The sequence below is a fragment of the Xenorhabdus koppenhoeferi genome (genome assembly GCF_900116635.1).
Lineage (GTDB): Bacteria > Pseudomonadota > Gammaproteobacteria > Enterobacterales > Enterobacteriaceae > Xenorhabdus > Xenorhabdus koppenhoeferi.
In genome coordinates this window covers 35,467-52,224 of sequence record NZ_FPBJ01000024.1, presented here as the reverse complement: position 1 = coordinate 52,224, position 16,758 = coordinate 35,467, and the positions used below count along the sequence as shown (strand labels likewise).

The 16,758-nt window shown below is 46.9% G+C and carries 13 protein-coding genes, 2 pseudogenes and 1 riboswitch; of the genes and pseudogenes, 9 read left to right on the top strand and 6 right to left on the bottom strand.

The window, feature by feature from the left end; translation table 11 throughout:
* The 3 genes from BM329_RS14820 to purD all read left to right on the top strand — a co-directional run.
* Positions 1-353: hypothetical protein (locus BM329_RS14820; protein WP_218153262.1), on the top strand; the 353-nt coding region annotated here is incomplete at its 5' end.
* Positions 354-536: 183 nt separating this feature from the next.
* Positions 537-2,126 carry a bifunctional phosphoribosylaminoimidazolecarboxamide formyltransferase/IMP cyclohydrolase gene (purH, locus tag BM329_RS09365; protein WP_092552125.1) on the top strand — a complete coding sequence of 530 codons (1,590 nt, stop codon included), beginning with the start codon at positions 537-539 and terminating at the stop codon, positions 2,124-2,126.
* Between the two features lie 31 nt (positions 2,127-2,157).
* Positions 2,158-3,441, top strand: coding sequence for a phosphoribosylamine--glycine ligase (purD, locus tag BM329_RS09360; RefSeq protein ID WP_092552122.1), 1,284 nt, complete (start codon positions 2,158-2,160; stop codon positions 3,439-3,441).
* A gap of 29 nt (positions 3,442-3,470) precedes the next feature.
* Here purD and BM329_RS09355 read toward each other — a convergent pair whose 3' ends face one another.
* From BM329_RS09355 to hemE, 5 genes are all read right to left on the bottom strand, one after another.
* Positions 3,471-4,142: a DUF1481 domain-containing protein gene (locus BM329_RS09355; protein ID WP_422643824.1), complete on the bottom strand. Its 672-nt coding sequence runs from the start codon at positions 4,140-4,142 to the stop codon at positions 3,471-3,473.
* Positions 4,143-4,192: 50 nt separating this feature from the next.
* Positions 4,193-4,465, bottom strand: coding sequence for a nucleoid-associated protein HU-alpha (gene hupA, locus BM329_RS09350; RefSeq protein WP_092552116.1), 273 nt, complete (start codon positions 4,463-4,465; stop codon positions 4,193-4,195).
* Between the two features lie 186 nt (positions 4,466-4,651).
* Positions 4,652-5,242 (bottom strand): YjaG family protein, encoded by a 591-nt coding sequence (locus tag BM329_RS09345; protein ID WP_092552113.1) that lies wholly within the window; start codon positions 5,240-5,242, stop codon positions 4,652-4,654.
* Positions 5,243-5,318: 76 nt separating this feature from the next.
* Positions 5,319-5,996 carry a deoxyribonuclease V gene (gene nfi, locus BM329_RS09340; protein ID WP_092552110.1) on the bottom strand — a complete coding sequence of 226 codons (678 nt, stop codon included), beginning with the start codon at positions 5,994-5,996 and terminating at the stop codon, positions 5,319-5,321.
* A gap of 4 nt (positions 5,997-6,000) precedes the next feature.
* Complete coding sequence (gene hemE / locus BM329_RS09335) at positions 6,001-7,065, bottom strand: uroporphyrinogen decarboxylase (RefSeq protein WP_092552134.1); 1,065 nt, start codon at positions 7,063-7,065, stop codon at positions 6,001-6,003.
* A gap of 457 nt (positions 7,066-7,522) precedes the next feature.
* Here hemE and dcp point away from each other — a divergent pair, with 457 nt between their 5' ends.
* Positions 7,523-9,727, top strand: coding sequence for a peptidyl-dipeptidase Dcp (dcp, locus tag BM329_RS09330; protein WP_092552131.1), 2,205 nt, complete (start codon positions 7,523-7,525; stop codon positions 9,725-9,727).
* Positions 9,728-9,857: 130 nt separating this feature from the next.
* On the opposite strand, the gene nudC is transcribed toward dcp, so the two are convergent.
* Positions 9,858-10,634: an NAD(+) diphosphatase gene (nudC, locus tag BM329_RS09325; RefSeq protein WP_092552107.1), complete on the bottom strand. Its 777-nt coding sequence runs from the start codon at positions 10,632-10,634 to the stop codon at positions 9,858-9,860.
* 309 nt (positions 10,635-10,943) lie between these two features.
* A riboswitch (TPP riboswitch) is annotated at positions 10,944-11,068 on the top strand.
* Positions 11,069-11,216: 148 nt separating this feature from the next.
* On the opposite strand from nudC, the pseudogene thiC reads away from it, so the two are divergent.
* The 5 genes and pseudogenes from thiC (at position 11,217) to thiH (ending at position 16,683) form a co-directional block, all read left to right on the top strand.
* Positions 11,217-13,748 (top strand): annotated as a pseudogene (thiC, locus tag BM329_RS15035) (phosphomethylpyrimidine synthase ThiC).
* Positions 13,742-14,566, top strand: a complete 825-nt coding sequence (locus tag BM329_RS09310; RefSeq protein WP_092552104.1) for a HesA/MoeB/ThiF family protein — start codon at positions 13,742-13,744, stop codon at positions 14,564-14,566. Before thiC ends, BM329_RS09310 begins: the two are co-directional and overlap by 7 nt.
* Complete coding sequence (thiS, locus tag BM329_RS09305) at positions 14,563-14,763, top strand: sulfur carrier protein ThiS (RefSeq protein WP_092552100.1); 201 nt, start codon at positions 14,563-14,565, stop codon at positions 14,761-14,763. The genes BM329_RS09310 and thiS overlap by 4 nt, the downstream gene beginning before the upstream one ends.
* A 27-nt stretch (positions 14,764-14,790) precedes the next feature.
* Positions 14,791-15,558: a thiazole synthase gene (locus BM329_RS09300; protein ID WP_092552097.1), complete on the top strand. Its 768-nt coding sequence runs from the start codon at positions 14,791-14,793 to the stop codon at positions 15,556-15,558.
* A pseudogene (gene thiH, locus BM329_RS09295) lies at positions 15,555-16,683 on the top strand (2-iminoacetate synthase ThiH). The gene BM329_RS09300 and the pseudogene thiH overlap by 4 nt, the downstream one beginning before the upstream one ends.
* The last annotated feature ends 75 nt before the right edge of the window (positions 16,684-16,758 follow it).

Genomic DNA, 16,758 nt, shown 5'->3' with positions numbered 1-16,758 from the left:
CACTCTTCAAGACTTGGTTATCTTTTTCGCCTTTCGGCGTGAGATACAGTCCTGCGAGTGCCCACACAGATTGTCTGATTAAGTTGTTAAAGAGCGGTGGCAACCGGCAAGTTCTTCCGGGTTGCGAGGCGGCGTATCTTACGCTTTTTGCCTCCGGAGTCAAGCGTTTATTGTCGCTCTTTTCCGACTTCCCGCCGCGGCATGTCTCAGCGCAGCGTCGGTCAGTGGTGGCGCATTATAGGGAGTTTTCCGCCGCTGACAAGAGTTTTTTTCAAAAAAAATTACTGCTCGCTGCATTACACAGCAAAACGCCAGTTTATACCATATTACACACAAAGTTATCCACAATTTGATATTTTGCTAAAATTTGTCGAGCATCACGCAAACGTTTGCGCTATAATCTGCCGGGAAAAAATCACTATATGATTTTTTTAAGTTGTTTTGAAATGTTATTGCAGAAGCTATTTCTCTCTTAGATTAGTGGTTTTTTTCTCAATAACACATTCTTGTTTTATGAAATCCAAGGGATCACACCAATGCAACAGCTTCGTCCAATCCGTCGTGCCCTGCTGAGTGTTTCTGACAAAGCGGGTGTTGTTGAATTTGCCAAGGCCTTATCCAGCCGTGGTGTTAAACTGCTTTCAACAGGAGGAACTGCTCGTCTGCTGTCCGAAGCTGGACTTAATGTCACCGAAGTTTCGGACCATACAGGATTCCCAGAAATGATGGATGGACGAGTCAAAACGCTGCATCCCAAAATTCATGGTGGTATTTTGGGTCGTCGTGGGCAGGATGATGATGTAATGGCAAAACATCAGATTGCCCCGATTGATATGGTGGTCGTTAATCTTTATCCCTTCGCCCAAACCGTCGCAAAACCAGACTGCTCCCTGGAAGATGCCATCGAAAATATTGATATCGGTGGCCCGACAATGGTTCGCTCTGCGGCTAAAAATCACAAGGATGTTGTGATTGTTGTCAATAGCCAGGATTACAACAATATTATTGAGGAGATGGATAGCAACCAAAACGCACTGACGCAACCTACCCGCTTTAATTTAGCCATCAAGGCATTCGAGCATACTGCCGCTTATGACAGCATGATTGCCAACTACTTTGGCACACTGGTTCCCCCCTATCATGGTGAGACAAGCCAACCATCAGGGCGTTTTCCCCGCACTCTGAATCTGAATTTCATTAAAAAGCAAGATATGCGTTATGGTGAGAACAGCCATCAAGATGCGGCTTTCTATATAGAAGAAGAAATTACTGAAGCTTCGATTGCTACAGCAACCCAATTACAGGGTAAAGCGCTTTCTTATAATAATATTGCGGATACCGATGCTGCGTTAGAGTGTGTAAAAGTATTCTCCAAACCTGCCTGTGTGATTGTCAAACACGCCAATCCTTGTGGTGTTGCAGTGAGTACTGATATTCATACCGCTTATGACCATGCTTTCAAAACTGATCCTACTTCCGCATTCGGTGGCATCATTGCGTTTAACCGAGAATTGGATGCTGATACCGCGAAAACTATTATCGAACGCCAATTTGTTGAAGTCATTATTGCTCCTTCTATTAATGAAGCAGCCTTGCCAATTCTGGCGACCAAACAAAATGTCCGTGTTCTGGCATGCGGAGAATGGCACTCACCCGTTGCAGAACTCGATTTCAAACGTGTTAACGGTGGATTACTGGTACAGGATCGCGATTTAGGTATGGTAGACGAGGATGATCTGCGGGTTGTCTCCAAACGCCAGCCAACGAAACAAGAAATGCAGGATGCGCTGTTCTGCTGGAAAGTGGCAAAATTTGTCAAATCCAATGCTATTGTTTATGCCAAGAACAATATGACAATTGGTATTGGCGCAGGGCAAATGAGCCGTGTTTACTCAGCTAAAATAGCGGGTATTAAAGCGGAAGATGAAAGATTAGAGGTTAGAGGCTGTGCCATGGCTTCAGATGCCTTTTTCCCGTTCCGGGATGGCATTGATGCCGCAGCCGCAGTAGGTGTGAGCTGTGTCATTCAACCGGGTGGTTCCATTCGGGATGATGAAGTTATTGCTGCTGCTAATGAACACGATATCGCAATGATCTTCACTGGCATGCGTCATTTCCGCCATTAACAATCTTTCGCCTGAATAATAGGAGCCTTAAATGAATGTATTGATTATCGGCAATGGTGGAAGAGAACATGCGTTAGCATGGAAAGCGGCACAATCACCTTTGGCAGATAAGGTTTATGTCGCACCGGGTAATGCAGGCACTGCGCTGGAAGCGAATTTAGAAAATGTGAACATTACCGCGACCGATATTGATGGATTACTGAAGTTTGCCCAAAGCCATAAGATCGGTTTGACCATCGTGGGGCCTGAGGCCCCACTGGTTATCGGCGTAGTTGATGCTTTCCGGCAAGCAGAGCTAACTATTTTCGGCCCGACAAAAGCTGCGGCTCAACTTGAAGGTTCCAAAGCCTTCACCAAAGATTTCCTCGCCCGTCATCATATTCCCACCGCAGCCTACCAAAATTTCACGGAAATTGAGCCGGCACTGGCCTATTTGGAAAAAGCGGGGATTCCGATTGTCATTAAAGCGGATGGCCTGGCTGCTGGTAAAGGTGTCGTTGTCGCCATGACCATGGAAGAAGCGCAGAATGCCGTTAAAGACATGCTGGCAGGTAATGCGTTTGGTGATGCAGGACATCGTATTGTCATTGAAGAATTTTTGGATGGCGAAGAAGCCAGTTTTATTGTCATGGTTGATGGTAAAAACGTGGTTCCTATGGCTACCAGTCAGGATCACAAACGTGTAGGTGACGGCGATACCGGGCCAAATACCGGCGGTATGGGCGCTTACTCACCAGCCCCTGTCGTCACGGATGATATTCACCAACGTGTCATGGAAAAAATCATTTACCCTACTGTCGAGGGAATGGCAGCCGAAGGGCATACTTATGTCGGCTTTCTCTATGCTGGCCTGATGATTGATAAACAAGGTGAACCCAAAGTCATCGAATTTAACTGCCGTTTTGGTGACCCTGAAACTCAACCCATTATGATGCGTTTACACTCTGATTTAGTCGAACTTTGTCTTGCAGGGGCACAAGGCCAATTAAGCGGGAAAATATCCTTATGGGATCCCCGTCCGGCATTAGGTGTTGTACTGGCGGCAGGAGGATACCCCGCCAATTACGCTAAAGGTGATGTTATCAGCGGGTTAGCGCAAGATACAGAAACCGATGAAAAGATCTTTCACTCAGGAACAGATTTTAAGGATGAAAACGTTGTCACTGCTGGCGGGCGTGTTTTGTGTGTCACCGCTTTGGGCAACGATATTGCCGAGGCACAGAAAAAAGCCTACCAGAGAGTGGGACACATTAACTGGGAAGGGTGTTTTTACCGCAAAGATATCGGCTATCGAGCGATTGCTCGCTTGAAATAAGTCAATCTACACCGACGAAAGTAACAGCTTTACAGCTTATCTTTCGTCGGTTCCCAACGACAAAAATCATCATTGGCGACCAACAATAACTGCTTTCCCGTTGACGAATCCAGCCAAGCAATAGTTAATGAGCCAGAACTATTACTTTGCCTCTCCTTAAGCCATTTCTGATCATCAGGTTCAAACTTAATGGATAATTTTTTCCCCGAACAGGTAGTAACCTGACCATGCTGCCAATGCCCCTGTAACAGCTTACTTCCTTTTGCAATTAAGGAGTTACTGACGTCCAGTATCTGCCTGGCATCAAGCTGTAGACGTTTCACATCATTATCGGCAATTATTTCATTACGCTCTTTTAATTGCCGAAGTTTAAAAATGACTGCGTTGTTTTGATCGATACGCAATGTTTCCTCAATTGGCGTTTTATCACTTAAGGAATTACCAAGCACATTGCGGCGGATTTGCCACAAGCTGCCATGACGATACTCGTAGAAAGTAACAATGGTATTTTTATTATGGTAGGGGCTGTAAACGCTCATAATAACCTGAGGCTTACTATTTTTTTGATCATTCAGTCGCCATAAACGGATAACACCGTTATCAGTTACAAAACCACTGGCGTTGAAAAGTGGTGTTTTGGGCTGAATCGAGCAGGCGCTGAGCAAAGAGATGAACCCTAATGCTAACAGCCCCTGTAGAATCAACAAAAGGGGTTTTAAATATCCCCCTCTCATTTTTTTTCGCAATGCGATTACTTAACTGCGTCTTTCAGTGCTTTACCAGCGGAAAAAGCAGGTACGTTTGCTGCTGCAATTTTAATTTCTTTACCAGTCTGTGGGTTACGACCAGTACGTTCTGCTCGGTGGTTAACTTTGAAAGTACCAAAGCCTACCAGCTGCACTGCATCACCATTTTTCAGGGAGTCAGTGATTGCATTCAAAGTTGACTCCAGAGCAGCTTTAGCCTGAGTTTTAGTCAGATCTGCACCTGCTGCAATTGCATCAACTAATTCGGTCTTATTCATAGATTATCCTTACAGTGTGTTTATCGTTTGCAAAGCATCGAGTGCGACGGATATGCCGATTTGACAGCACCCCTGCATACACGCACCGATAGCCACTTCTTTTCGCCCCCCAATGTAGAACAGAGTGAGGGCAAATGTGAAGCCTTTAAATACGGCAAATCAAGCATTAAGTCACGTCTTTATGAGTTATTGCTTCAAATTTATGCCGATATTACTAACCTCCGATTCACGGAGATCAGCTTTTAATCCTTTAATTAGTTCAATGTCCCGTTCTTCGCAATTAGCCAATAAACGGTAAATTTCCCATTGAATGTCCCACTCTTCTTCAATGGCAGGTAATACTTTTAATTCATCCTCGGTCATTTCCCTGCCAGCCTGCGTCATTTCCAGCATAGCAACAGTACGGACGGACATTTCACTGACAGCTATTGCATGTTCTAACGTCGAACCACTCAAACGAGAATGAATTACTTCACTCAATGCAATGCACGCATCAATCGCTGGATACACACCATAAATATCATAACTCTCTGATGATGGGATAATGGCCTCTAACTTTTCCAGCTGACTATCAAAATTCACTTTTGCATCTTTAACGACCAATACTTCCCACACAAGATCCAAAATGCGGCGATACTGTAAGGGGTCTGCAAACCCACTCTGGAGACAAAACACCTGATAGTTCGGATACATCCGCTCACATAGACTAGCCATAAAAGTCAAATGTTGCCAACTTTCAAGCTTCTCCAGCCTCAGGTGGATAGGGTTTCTTAACATTGATCGTTACTCATAATGCTTAATTTGCGCCGAAGTTTACCTGAAAAACAAGAATATCCACACAGTTCCGCCACAATTATAGATTTTTCTGCATTGTTTGCTTAAAAAACGGTCTATTTGAGGCGATCCCATCCGCCCAACGAGTCGGTTCAGGGAGTCTATAACCTTTCATACACTGTTCAACCCAGAATACCGCGCTGTTAATACTGATCTGATGACCGATGGAAATATAGAGCAGATTACATCTTTTTTTGCTGCGTAATACGACACCGATCTGTTCACCACGATCCACCAACGGCTGACGACTTCCCGGAGCATCTCCAACAGGTGCATGTTCACCACACAGGCGGCTTTTTGCCACACCGATTGTTGGAACATCCACCAGCAATCCAAAATGGCTGGCTATTCCAAAACGTCGGGGGTGGGCAATCCCCTGACCATCCACCATAAGCAAATCAGGCCGCAGTCTTAATTTTTGCCATGCAACCATCAATGCAGGATATTCACGAAATGAGAGTAAGCCGGGGATATAGGGAAGTACTGTGTCAATTCTGGCGATTTGGTATTCGATCAATTCTAACGAGGGATACTGCAAAACCGCAATAGCGGCACGCGTCACCGCACCGCCATCTTCAAACCCAACATCAGCACCCGCAATCAACTTTGGCGTAAAAGACGTAGAAAACACATCATGGCGGATAACCTGCCGTGATGTCTCTATCTGTTCCTGACGTAGTGCTTTTGTGTCAATCATAAAGTTATTGATGATATTTTGCTGAAAGTCTGTGTACTACTTCGACAAAGGTGCCGGCGTGCTCTGGTTGAACATCCTGATGAATGCCATGTCCCAAATTGAAAACATGCCCGTTGCCTGCACCAAAATCTTGTAAAATTCTTGAAACTTCTTCTTCAATTCGTGCCGGTGCAGCATACAGCGTGGATGGGTCCATATTACCCTGTAAAGCAACCTTATCTCCAACACGACGGCGGGCATCAGCAATATTCGTCGTCCAATCCAACCCAAGTGCATCACACCCCGTTGCCGCCATCGCCTCAAGCCATTGGCCTCCCCCTTTGGTAAACAGGGTAACAGGCACACGACGGCCTTCGTGTTCACGGATCAACCCATCTACAATTTTATGCATATATTGCAGGGAAAACTCCAGATAAGCGCGATGAGATAAGACTCCACCCCAAGTATCGAAAATCATGACAGATTGAGCGCCCGCTTTAATTTGCGCGTTCAGATATAGAATAACGCTGTTTGCCAATTTATCCAGTAACATATGCAATGTCGCAGGTTCAGCATACATCATGGCTTTAATTTTGGTAAATGCCTTGCTGCTTCCTCCTTCAACCATATAGGTTGCCAGTGTCCACGGGCTACCGGAAAAACCGATCAGAGGAACCTGACCTGCCAACGCATTGCGGATCGCACGAACAGCATCCATCACATAGCCCAGCGCCATTTCTGGATCAGGGACAGGCAACTTTTCCACATCAGCATGATTAAGAATCGGAGATTGAAAACGTGGCCCTTCGCCCGCTTCAAAATAAAGCCCCAACCCCATCGCATCAGGAATAGTCAAGATATCAGAAAACAGGATCGCAGCATCCAGAGGAAAACGGCGCAGGGGCTGAAGAGTGACTTCGCAAGCCAGCTCAGTATTTTTACATAACGAGATGAAATCTCCCGCCTCCTGACGTGTCGCTTTATATTCTGGTAAATATCGACCGGCCTGACGCATCATCCACACAGGTGTAATATCAACAGGCTGACGTAATAAGGCACGCAGATAGCGGTCGTTTTTCAACTCATTCATGACAGGCTCCCTTTGATTATCGACAAAAAGCGGGCGCATGATAACACGTCGGAAACCGAACTTCCGTCTTGACCTCCAATAAATAAACGTTCAAGCAGCAATACCCGTCGTCTTTCAAACTACGGCTTTATTGGCTGTAACTCGAATCCATTGGGTATATAACGAACGACATCGGCTGAAAAAATTTATGGGCAGAGTCACAAAACCCGGAACAAGGGCTATGCCCAACAGCTTATTGCCCCCATTATATTATTTTTATGTTATTAATGTGTTATGCGCAGGGAAGGGTTTCTCACGTTGCCATCATCCTTCATTGTTCTCGCTATTATTGTTCGCGCTCTTCAGTTAATCGTTAAATGAATTGATTTACATTAGTTAATTGACTGCATCAAAGTACTTATGAAGTTATTTTCATTGATAAATAACCTATTAGACCTACATGGAGGAGTTTCAATTGATACGTTTATCCACTTTAGTACTGGCTATTAGCTTGGCGCTAGGCACTCAGGCGCAGGCCGAAGAAAATAAACCGGGATCTGACCACACGAACGCATCAAGTGATCAGGTAAAGGAGATGAATGTGAGCGGTGAATCTAATCAACAGCAGTACAAGCACAAAAACCCTTTCTTCTCCACAAGCAAACTACCATTTCAGGCTCCTCCGTTCGATAAAATAAAAGAAACAGACTATGCACCCGCAATTGCTGCCGGCATTAAACAGAAACTGGAAGAGATCGGGAAAATAGCCAATAATCCCGCCACACCTGACTTTGAAAATACATTTGTCGCACTGGAGAAATCAGGCGCAATGTTGACACGGGTAATGAACGTATTTGGAGCGATGACATCAGCTAACAGCACTGACAAACTACAAAAACTGGATGAGGATATTTCACCAAAGCTGGCGGCGATGAAGGATGAAATTATGTTGAACAGTAAGCTGTTCAACCGTATCAAAGCTGTTTATCAGCAGCGCGAAACGTTGAATCTGGACCCGGAATCGCGCCGATTGGTGGAAGTGACTTATCAACGCTTCGAGTTAGCAGGGGCCAACTTGCCTGATCCGGATAAAGTAAAGTTAAAAGCTTTGAATCAGGAAGCAGCAATACTCAGTACCCAGTTCACCAATAAATTGCTGGCAGCAACCAAGAATGGCGCGCTGGTGGTTCAAGATAAAACCTGGCTGGATGGGCTATCCGATGGCGAAATTGCTGCGGCTGCTCAGGCTGCCAATGAGCGTAAGCTAGACAACCAATGGCTGTTGGTATTGCAAAACACCACTCAGCAGCCACGTTTGCAAGACCTGAAAGATCGCAAGACACGTAAGGCGTTATTTGAAGCCTCGTGGAGCCGAGCCGAAAAAGGTGACGATAATGACACCCGTCAAACCCTGAGCCGACTAGCGAAGCTCCGTGCTGAGCAGGCTAAGCTGCTGGGCTTCCCGGATTATGCATCGTGGAAACTGCAAAATCAGATGGCAAAAACGCCTAAAGACGCGCTGAAATTTTTGCGCGATATTGTACCAGCAGCAACGGCACGCGCTGAGCGCGAGGCCAAAGACATTCAGGCAGTGATTGACCAGCAAAAAGGAGACTTCAAGCTGGAGGCTTGGGACTGGTCGTTTTATGCTGAACAGGTACGCCAAGCAAAATATGATTTGGATGAGTCACAAATTAAGCCGTATTTCGAGCTGAATAACGTTCTGAACAATGGCGTATTCTATGCTGCTAATCTGCTGTATGGCATCACTTTTAAAGAACGTAAAGATATTCCGGTTTATCAACCCGATGTCCGAGTGTATGAAGTTTTCGATAACGACGGGAAGCCGTTGGCGTTGTTTTATACTGATAACTTCAAACGTGACAATAAAGGGGGTGGAGCCTGGATGAATAATTTTGTCGGTCAGTCAAAGCTCATTGGAACCAAACCGGTGATTTACAACGTCACCAACTTTACCAAACCTGCGCCGGGCCAGCCCGCACTATTGTCGTATGATGAAGTGATTATCCTGTTCCATGAGTTTGGGCATGCCTTGCACGGCATGTTTGCCGATCAGAAATATCCAAGTCTGTCCGGTACCAATACCGCCCGTGATTTTGTGGAATTTCCCTCACAACTTAATGAGTACTGGGCGCGTGATCCAAAGGTATTTGCCCATTACGCCAGGCATTACCAAACCGGTGAAGCCATGCCACAGGCGTTGGTGGATAAGATCAATAAGGCTGACAAATTCAACAAAGGTTACCTCATGACCGAGATGCTGTCAGCCGCATTGTTGGATATGCACTGGCATATGCTGGCCACTGATCAGCCACAGAAGGATGTAGATAAATTTGAAGAGGAGTCTCTGCAACAAGACAATATCGCTCTCAGCTACGTGCCGCCGCGCTATCGTTCCAGCTATTTCAAACACATTTGGGGTGGCGGCTATTCTGCCGGCTATTACGCTTATCTGTGGACAGAAATGCTGGCAGACGATGCCTTTGTCTGGTTTACCGAACACGGAGGACTGACACTAGAGAATGGCCAACGTTTCCGCGATAAGGTGCTGTCACGTGGCAATAGTGAAGACCTGGAAAAGCTGTATATCGACTTCCGCGGTAAGCCACCAAGTATTGAGCCTATGCTAAAAAAACGGGGCCTAAAGGAACAAAAAGAATAAGGTATATTGCCATACCCTATGGGATTTAAAATGAAGGGGATATACGGTCACAGTTGTATTAGCCGTTACCGATTATCCCCTTGCAGATCCGGACATATTTTTAAAAGCCCTTTCTCAACTCACTGAGCAATTAACATGACTGCTGGCGACACAACGCAACCGTATCGTCAATTAAACGACGGGAAATCGTATCAGAAGGAGGGATCAAAGGAAGGTTATCGTAGCGATACCAGTCTGCACTGATAAGCTCGACGGGATCAATTGTAATTTCACCACTATCATAATCGGCCAAAAACCCCACCATCAATGAGTTCGGGAAAGGCCATGGTTGAGAAGCGACATATCGCAAGTTACAGATTTTAATTCCACTCTCTTCCATCACTTCGCGATGCACCGCTTCTTCCAACGTTTCACCGACTTCCACAAACCCAGCAAGCACAGTATGAATACCGTTTCGGCTACGCTGGTGCTGTGCCAACAAAATATGCTCATCACGACGAATGCCAACAATAATACTGGGAGCAATTTGTGGGTAATAACATTCCTGACAGTGGTTGCACAAACAGGCCCATTCATGTTGGCTATGCTGCATTTCATGACCACAGTAACCACAGTAGTGATGTGAACGATAAAACTCAGCCAATTGCACAGCACGCCCTACCAATTGAAATAATTTGGTTTCCCGATCAACAAATAAACGGTGAGAAGACATATCTGAAGCCATTTTATGGCGGATCAGCCACACTGTATTCCCCAACCATTCTCCGATGGGCTGCGCCATGTGGTCCTGCAATGACCATTCGCGGGCAGTCCCTGTTGGTAACTCCCCCTGCGGTAGCCAGATTTGATTCTCAAGACTGACAATCCACCAGCCCTGTTCTGTACCTGTCAATTTTTGCTGTATCATCTGTATCTATCCATCATGAGTTGTACGATTGTCTTCAAGGATATAATGTTCATTTATACTCTTCGTCTTTCAAGTGTTTAGATGAAACATTAATTTGCGAAGATTCCGGCCAGTTATGGACACAATATCTATGGGAGAAAAATATCATTACTGATCCCCGTTTTCTTGAGGCAGATCAGAAAATGATAGCTGACTACTGTGCAGGTAAGCTGAATATGCACAAAGTCCCACAAGAACAAGTAGATATCTGCCAAAAGATTACAGTTAAAGGTTGTAGTTTTTATAATCCCCTTTTATACTCTGGGATGTTTTTTCTTGTCGGAGTGCCTAGCGTTCAGCGTATACCACGATGGACACAGGCTGAGACCGTTTATTCGGGATCCGCAGAACCTGATCGGGCTAATACCCGCGAAGGGAACAAGAGTAATCACCTCGCTGATATATTAGTACACCTATGACAGCATCGTGTACAAACCATATTCAGCAACAAACCATTACTCCCTGCGAGCTCCAGACAAGCAATTTTCTCAACTTAAGCCTGATCAGCAATGATACAGGTGATAACACAGTCAGGAATTTGCTATGTCTAAGTCCAATAATACCGTTATCTCAAATACCGCTATTCCAAATGCCATTATCCCAACGGCTGATATTTCGCCAAAATCCCATCAGGCAAGGCCGCGCAAGGCTCAACGAGATGCCGCACAAACGTTTATCAACACCGTTCAAGGGGTGACTTTCCCCAATTCAAAACGTATTTATCTTGAAGGCTTACGCCCTGATATCCAAGTTCCGATGCGTGAGATCCAACTTTCCCCTACACTCACCGGCGGCACCAAAGAAAATCCCCAATTTGAGGAAAATGAACCCGTTCCGGTTTATGACACTTCAGGCCCTTATGGCGATCCTGCTTCCGTACTGGATGTACAAACGGGATTGCACAAAATCCGCCAATCGTGGATCGACGAACGCAATGATATTGAACCCGTTTCAGTTCTTAGCTCCGACTTTACCCAGAAACGCCTCGCAGACTCAGGGCTTGATCACCTGCGTTTTCACCATCGCCCGCATCCGCTGAAAGCCAGGCAAGGCAAGCGCGTCACCCAGTTGCACTATGCGCGCCAAGGCATCATTACACCAGAAATGGAATTTATCGCACTGCGCGAAAATATGGGACGCGAACGTATCCGCAGTGAGATCCTGCGCCAACAACACCCGGGACAAAATTTCGGTGCCAATCTACCTGAAAACATCACACCAGAATTTGTTCGTCAGGAAGTGGCGGCTGGTCGCGCGATTATTCCCGCCAATATTAACCACCCGGAATCCGAGCCAATGATTATCGGCCGCAATTTCCTGGTTAAAGTAAATGCCAACATCGGTAACTCCTCGGTCACCTCATCCATTGAAGAAGAGGTGGAAAAACTGCTTTGGTCTACCCGCTGGGGTGCAGATACCGTGATGGATCTCTCCACCGGACGCTATATCCATGAAACCCGCGAATGGATACTGCGCAACAGCCCGGTTCCTATCGGCACTGTCCCGATTTATTAGGCACTGGAAAAAGTTAACGGAATAGCGGAAAACCTGACATGGGAAATGTTCCGCGACACTTTATTGGAGCAAGCCGAGCAAGGAGTTGATTATTTCACCATTCATGCCGGTGTATTGCTGCGCTATGTTCCAATGACCGCCAAACGGCTGACAGGCATTGTTTCCCGTGGTGGTTCCATCATGGCGAAATGGTGTCTTTCCCATCATCAGTAAAACTTCCTCTATACCCACTTTCGGGAAATCTGTGAACTCTGCGCCGCATATGACGTTTCCCTTTCTTTGGGGGATGGACTGCGCCCTGGTTCAATTCAGGATGCCAACGACGAAGCACAATTTTCAGAACTGCATACGCTCGGCGAGCTGACCAAAATCGCATGGGAATACGATGTTCAAGTCATGATCGAAGGGCCGGGGCATATCCCGATGCATTTAATCCGCCGTAATATGACGGAAGAGCTGGAGCATTGCCACGAAGCGCCATTCTATACCTTAGGGCCACTGACAACCGATATCGCCCCCGGTTATGACCATTTTACTTCCGGCATCGGGGCTGCCATGATCGGTTGGTTTGGCTGTGCCATGCTGTGTTACGTCACCCCCAAAGAACATCTCGGCTTACCCAATAAAGAAGATGTGAAGCAGGGGTTGATCACTTACAAAATCGCGGCCCATGCCGCTGATCTTGCCAAAGGCCATCCCGGTGCTCAAATCCGTGACAATGCCATGTCAAAAGCACGTTTTGAATTCCGCTGGGAAGATCAATTCAATCTGGCACTTGACCCTGATACCGCCCGCGCCTATCACGATGAAACCCTGCCGCAAGAATCTGGCAAAGTCGCCCAATTCTGTTCTATGTGCGGACCCAAATTCTGCTCCATGAAAATTACGCAAGATGTACGCGATTATGCAGCAAAACTGGAACAGAATTTTGCTCCGACAGCGCAACGCTTGGGGCTTTATCCTGTCGTGGATTCCCTGATATGGATTGAGCGCTTACTGGAAGCAGGCGTCAGAACCTTGCAACTGCGTATCAAGGATCAACCAGAAAAGCAGGTAGAGAAAGATATTCAAACTGCCATAACACTTGGCCGCCACTACAATGCCCGTTTGTTCATTAACGATTACTGGCGCTTAGCTATAAAATACCAAGCCTATGGCGTTCATTTGGGACAAGAAGATCTGGATATCGCTGATCTCAATGCCATCCGGCAAGCGGGGTTGCGTCTGGGTATTTCCACCCATAACCAACAGGAACTGGCGCGGGCAAAAGCCCTGCGTCCTTCTTATATCGCACTGGGGCATATTTTCCCTACCACCACAAAAGAGATGCTTTCACCACCACAAGGACTTGTCGCACTCAAACATCAAGTGGAAATAACACCGGAATGCCCTACCGTTGCCATTGGCGGCATTTCACTGGAACGCGTACCGGATGTTGTTGCAACCGGTGTCGGTGGCGTGGCACTGGCCAGTGCCATTACAAAAGCGAAAGACTGGCGGCAGGTAACAACCCGTTTACTTCATTTAGTTGAAGGTCAGGATCGGGGGCTTTTATGTTAAACGATCAAGAATTTATACGTTACAGTCGCCAATTATTACTGGAAGACATTGGCCCTGAAGGCCAGGAAAAACTAAAAATCAGCAAGGTACTGATTGTTGGCCTCGGTGGATTAGGCTCACCTGCTGCACTCTATCTCGCAGCAGCAGGAGTCGGTACTCTTTATCTTGCGGATGATGACCAATTACATATCTCCAATCTGCAACGCCAGATCCTCTATCGCACAGGTGATATTCCCGCCAATAAAGCAAAGTTGGCAGTAAAACAACTGACAGGCCTGAACCCACTGATCACGGCAACAGAACTGACCAAAAGGCAAGATAATGAATCTTTGTTGAACACGGTCAGGAAGGCAGATTTAGTACTGGATTGTTGCGACAACATGGCAACCCGCCATGCCATCAATGCCGCTTGCGTTGCAGAAAACAAACTACTTATCAGCGGCAGTGCCGTCGGTTTCAGCGGGCAACTGTTAGTTCTCTCCCCTCCTTATCAGTACGGCTGCTATACCTGCCTTTATCCCGATCAGGAAGAACCGCAACGCAATTGTCGGACAGCCGGAGTATTAGGTCCCATCGTTGGTGTGATCGGCACATTGCAAGCATTAGAAGCCATCAAGATGCTGGCTGGCCTTCCCTCTCCCTTAAACGGAAAACTCCGGTTATTTGATGGCAAACAACAGAGCTGGAGTACGTTACAGCTTACCCGGTCACCACAGTGCCCGATTTGCCGAACGGTTGCCCAACAAGCCACTATTGCAAAAAATGAGCCTGAAAACGCGAATAGCGGCAAAAATGAGACAGGAAAAGAAGTTGCATGAATATTATCGTCAACGATCAACCGATCACACTCAGTGCGCCCATCACAATCGGACAGTTGCTTGAACATATACAGCGCACTCAAACAGGTATCGCCTTAGCCATCAACCAGGCCATTATCCCGCGTTCAGAATGGCATACCCATCATGTTAATGATGGGGACAGTATCCTGCTGTTTCAGGCCATTGCCGGTGGTTAATGTGGCGAATATTGTCGGAGATTAATTATGTTAAAGATTGCTGATTCTCACTTTCACTCCCGCCTGTTTACCGGAACCGGCAAATTCTCGAATGCAGGATTAATGATCGAATCGATCCGCGCTTCTGGAAGTCAATTAGTAACAATGGCGATGAAACGAATCGATCTTCATGGCAATGAAGATGGCATTCTCGCGCCGCTGCAACAGTTGGGTGTTAAGCTGCTCCCCAATACTTCTGGCGCAAAAACCGCAGAAGAGGCGATATTCGCCGCTCATCTTGCGCGGGAAGCATTGGGAACCAACTGGGTAAAGCTGGAGATCCACCCCGATGTCAAATACCTGCTGCCCGATCCGATTGAAACGCTGAAAGCGGCTGAACAATTAGTGAAAGAAGGGTTTATCGTCCTGCCTTATTGTGGTGCGGATCCCGTCCTGTGCCGTCGGCTGGAAGAGGTTGGCTGTGCTGCTGTCATGCCATTGGGGGCACCTATCGGCTCAAATAAGGGCTTGCTGACCCGCGACTTTCTGCAAATCATCATCGAACAGGCTAACGTTCCCGTCGTTGTTGATGCAGGTATCGGGGCGCCGAGCCATGCTCTGGCCGCCATCGAAATGGGCGCGGATGCGGTGCTGGTCAATACCGCGATTGCAGTTGCCCGCAATCCGGTAAAAATGGCATTGGCGTTCAAAACCGCCATTGAAGCCGGCGAACTGTCACATCAGGCGGGCGTAGCAAGCCAGAAATCTCACGCTGAAGCTTCCAGCCCGCTGACTGATTTTCTGGGGGCATTATGAAATCCGCCACTTTTCGCCGGCGCTGGGAACAATTGGATTGGGATGACATCACCCTGAGCATCAACAGTAAAACATCACAGAATGTTAAACGCGCACTAATGATATAGCGACCGTCTGACTCTGGATGATTTTATGGCACTGCTTTCCCCCGCCGCTCTGCCGTATCTTGAGCCGCTCGCCCAGCGTGCGCAGCAACTCACCCGCCAGCGTTTTGGTAATACCGTGGGATTTTTTATCCCACTCTACCTTTCCAATCTGTGTGCTAACGACTGTACCTATTGTGGTTTCTCCATGAGTAATCACATTAAACGCAAGACGCTGGATGAACAGGAAATTGAGGCGGAATGCCTGGCACTGAAGAAACTGGGATTTGAGCACATCTTGCTGGTAACAGGAGAGCATCAAAACAAAGTTGGCATGGATTATTTTCGCCGCTATCTTCCCTTGATACATCGCCATTTCAGTTCAGCCTCAATGGAAGTCCAGCCATTGGCACAAGAAGAGTACGCCGAACTAAAAACTCTGGGGCTGGATGGCGTGATGGTCTACCAAGAAACTTATCACCAACCCAGCTATCAGTTGCACCATTTAAAAGGCAAAAAACAGGATTTCCACTGGCGGCTGGAAACACCAGAACGCCTTGGACGGGCAGGTATCGACAAGATTGGATTGGGTGCTTTGATCGGGTTATCCCACAATTGGAGAACCGATTGCTATATGGTAGCGGAGCATCTGCTTTTCCTGCAAAAACAATTCTGGAAAAGTCGTTACTCCATCTCCTTCCCACGGCTACGCCCCTGTGCAGGCGGCATTGAACCAGCTTCCATCATGAATGAAGCCGAATTGGTGCAACTGATTTGCGCATTTCGCCTGCTGGCACCAGATGTAGAACTTTCACTTTCCACCCGCGAGTCACCTTTCTTCCGCGATCACGTTGTGCCACTCGCGATCAATAGCATCAGTGCAGGTTCCAAAACCCAACCGGGCGGCTATGCCGATGGGCATCACGAGCTGGAGCAATTTGCTCCCCACGACAATCGTCCCGTTTTTCAGGTCGCTGAGACTTTAGCCAGAGTCGGTTTGCAACCCGTCTGGAAAGATTGGGATAATTATTTGGGTCGGTAATTATCTTAAAGAACCGTTCTTTGAGGTGCTGCAACCGCAGCACCTTATCTTTTAATACACCAAAATAAGATCATA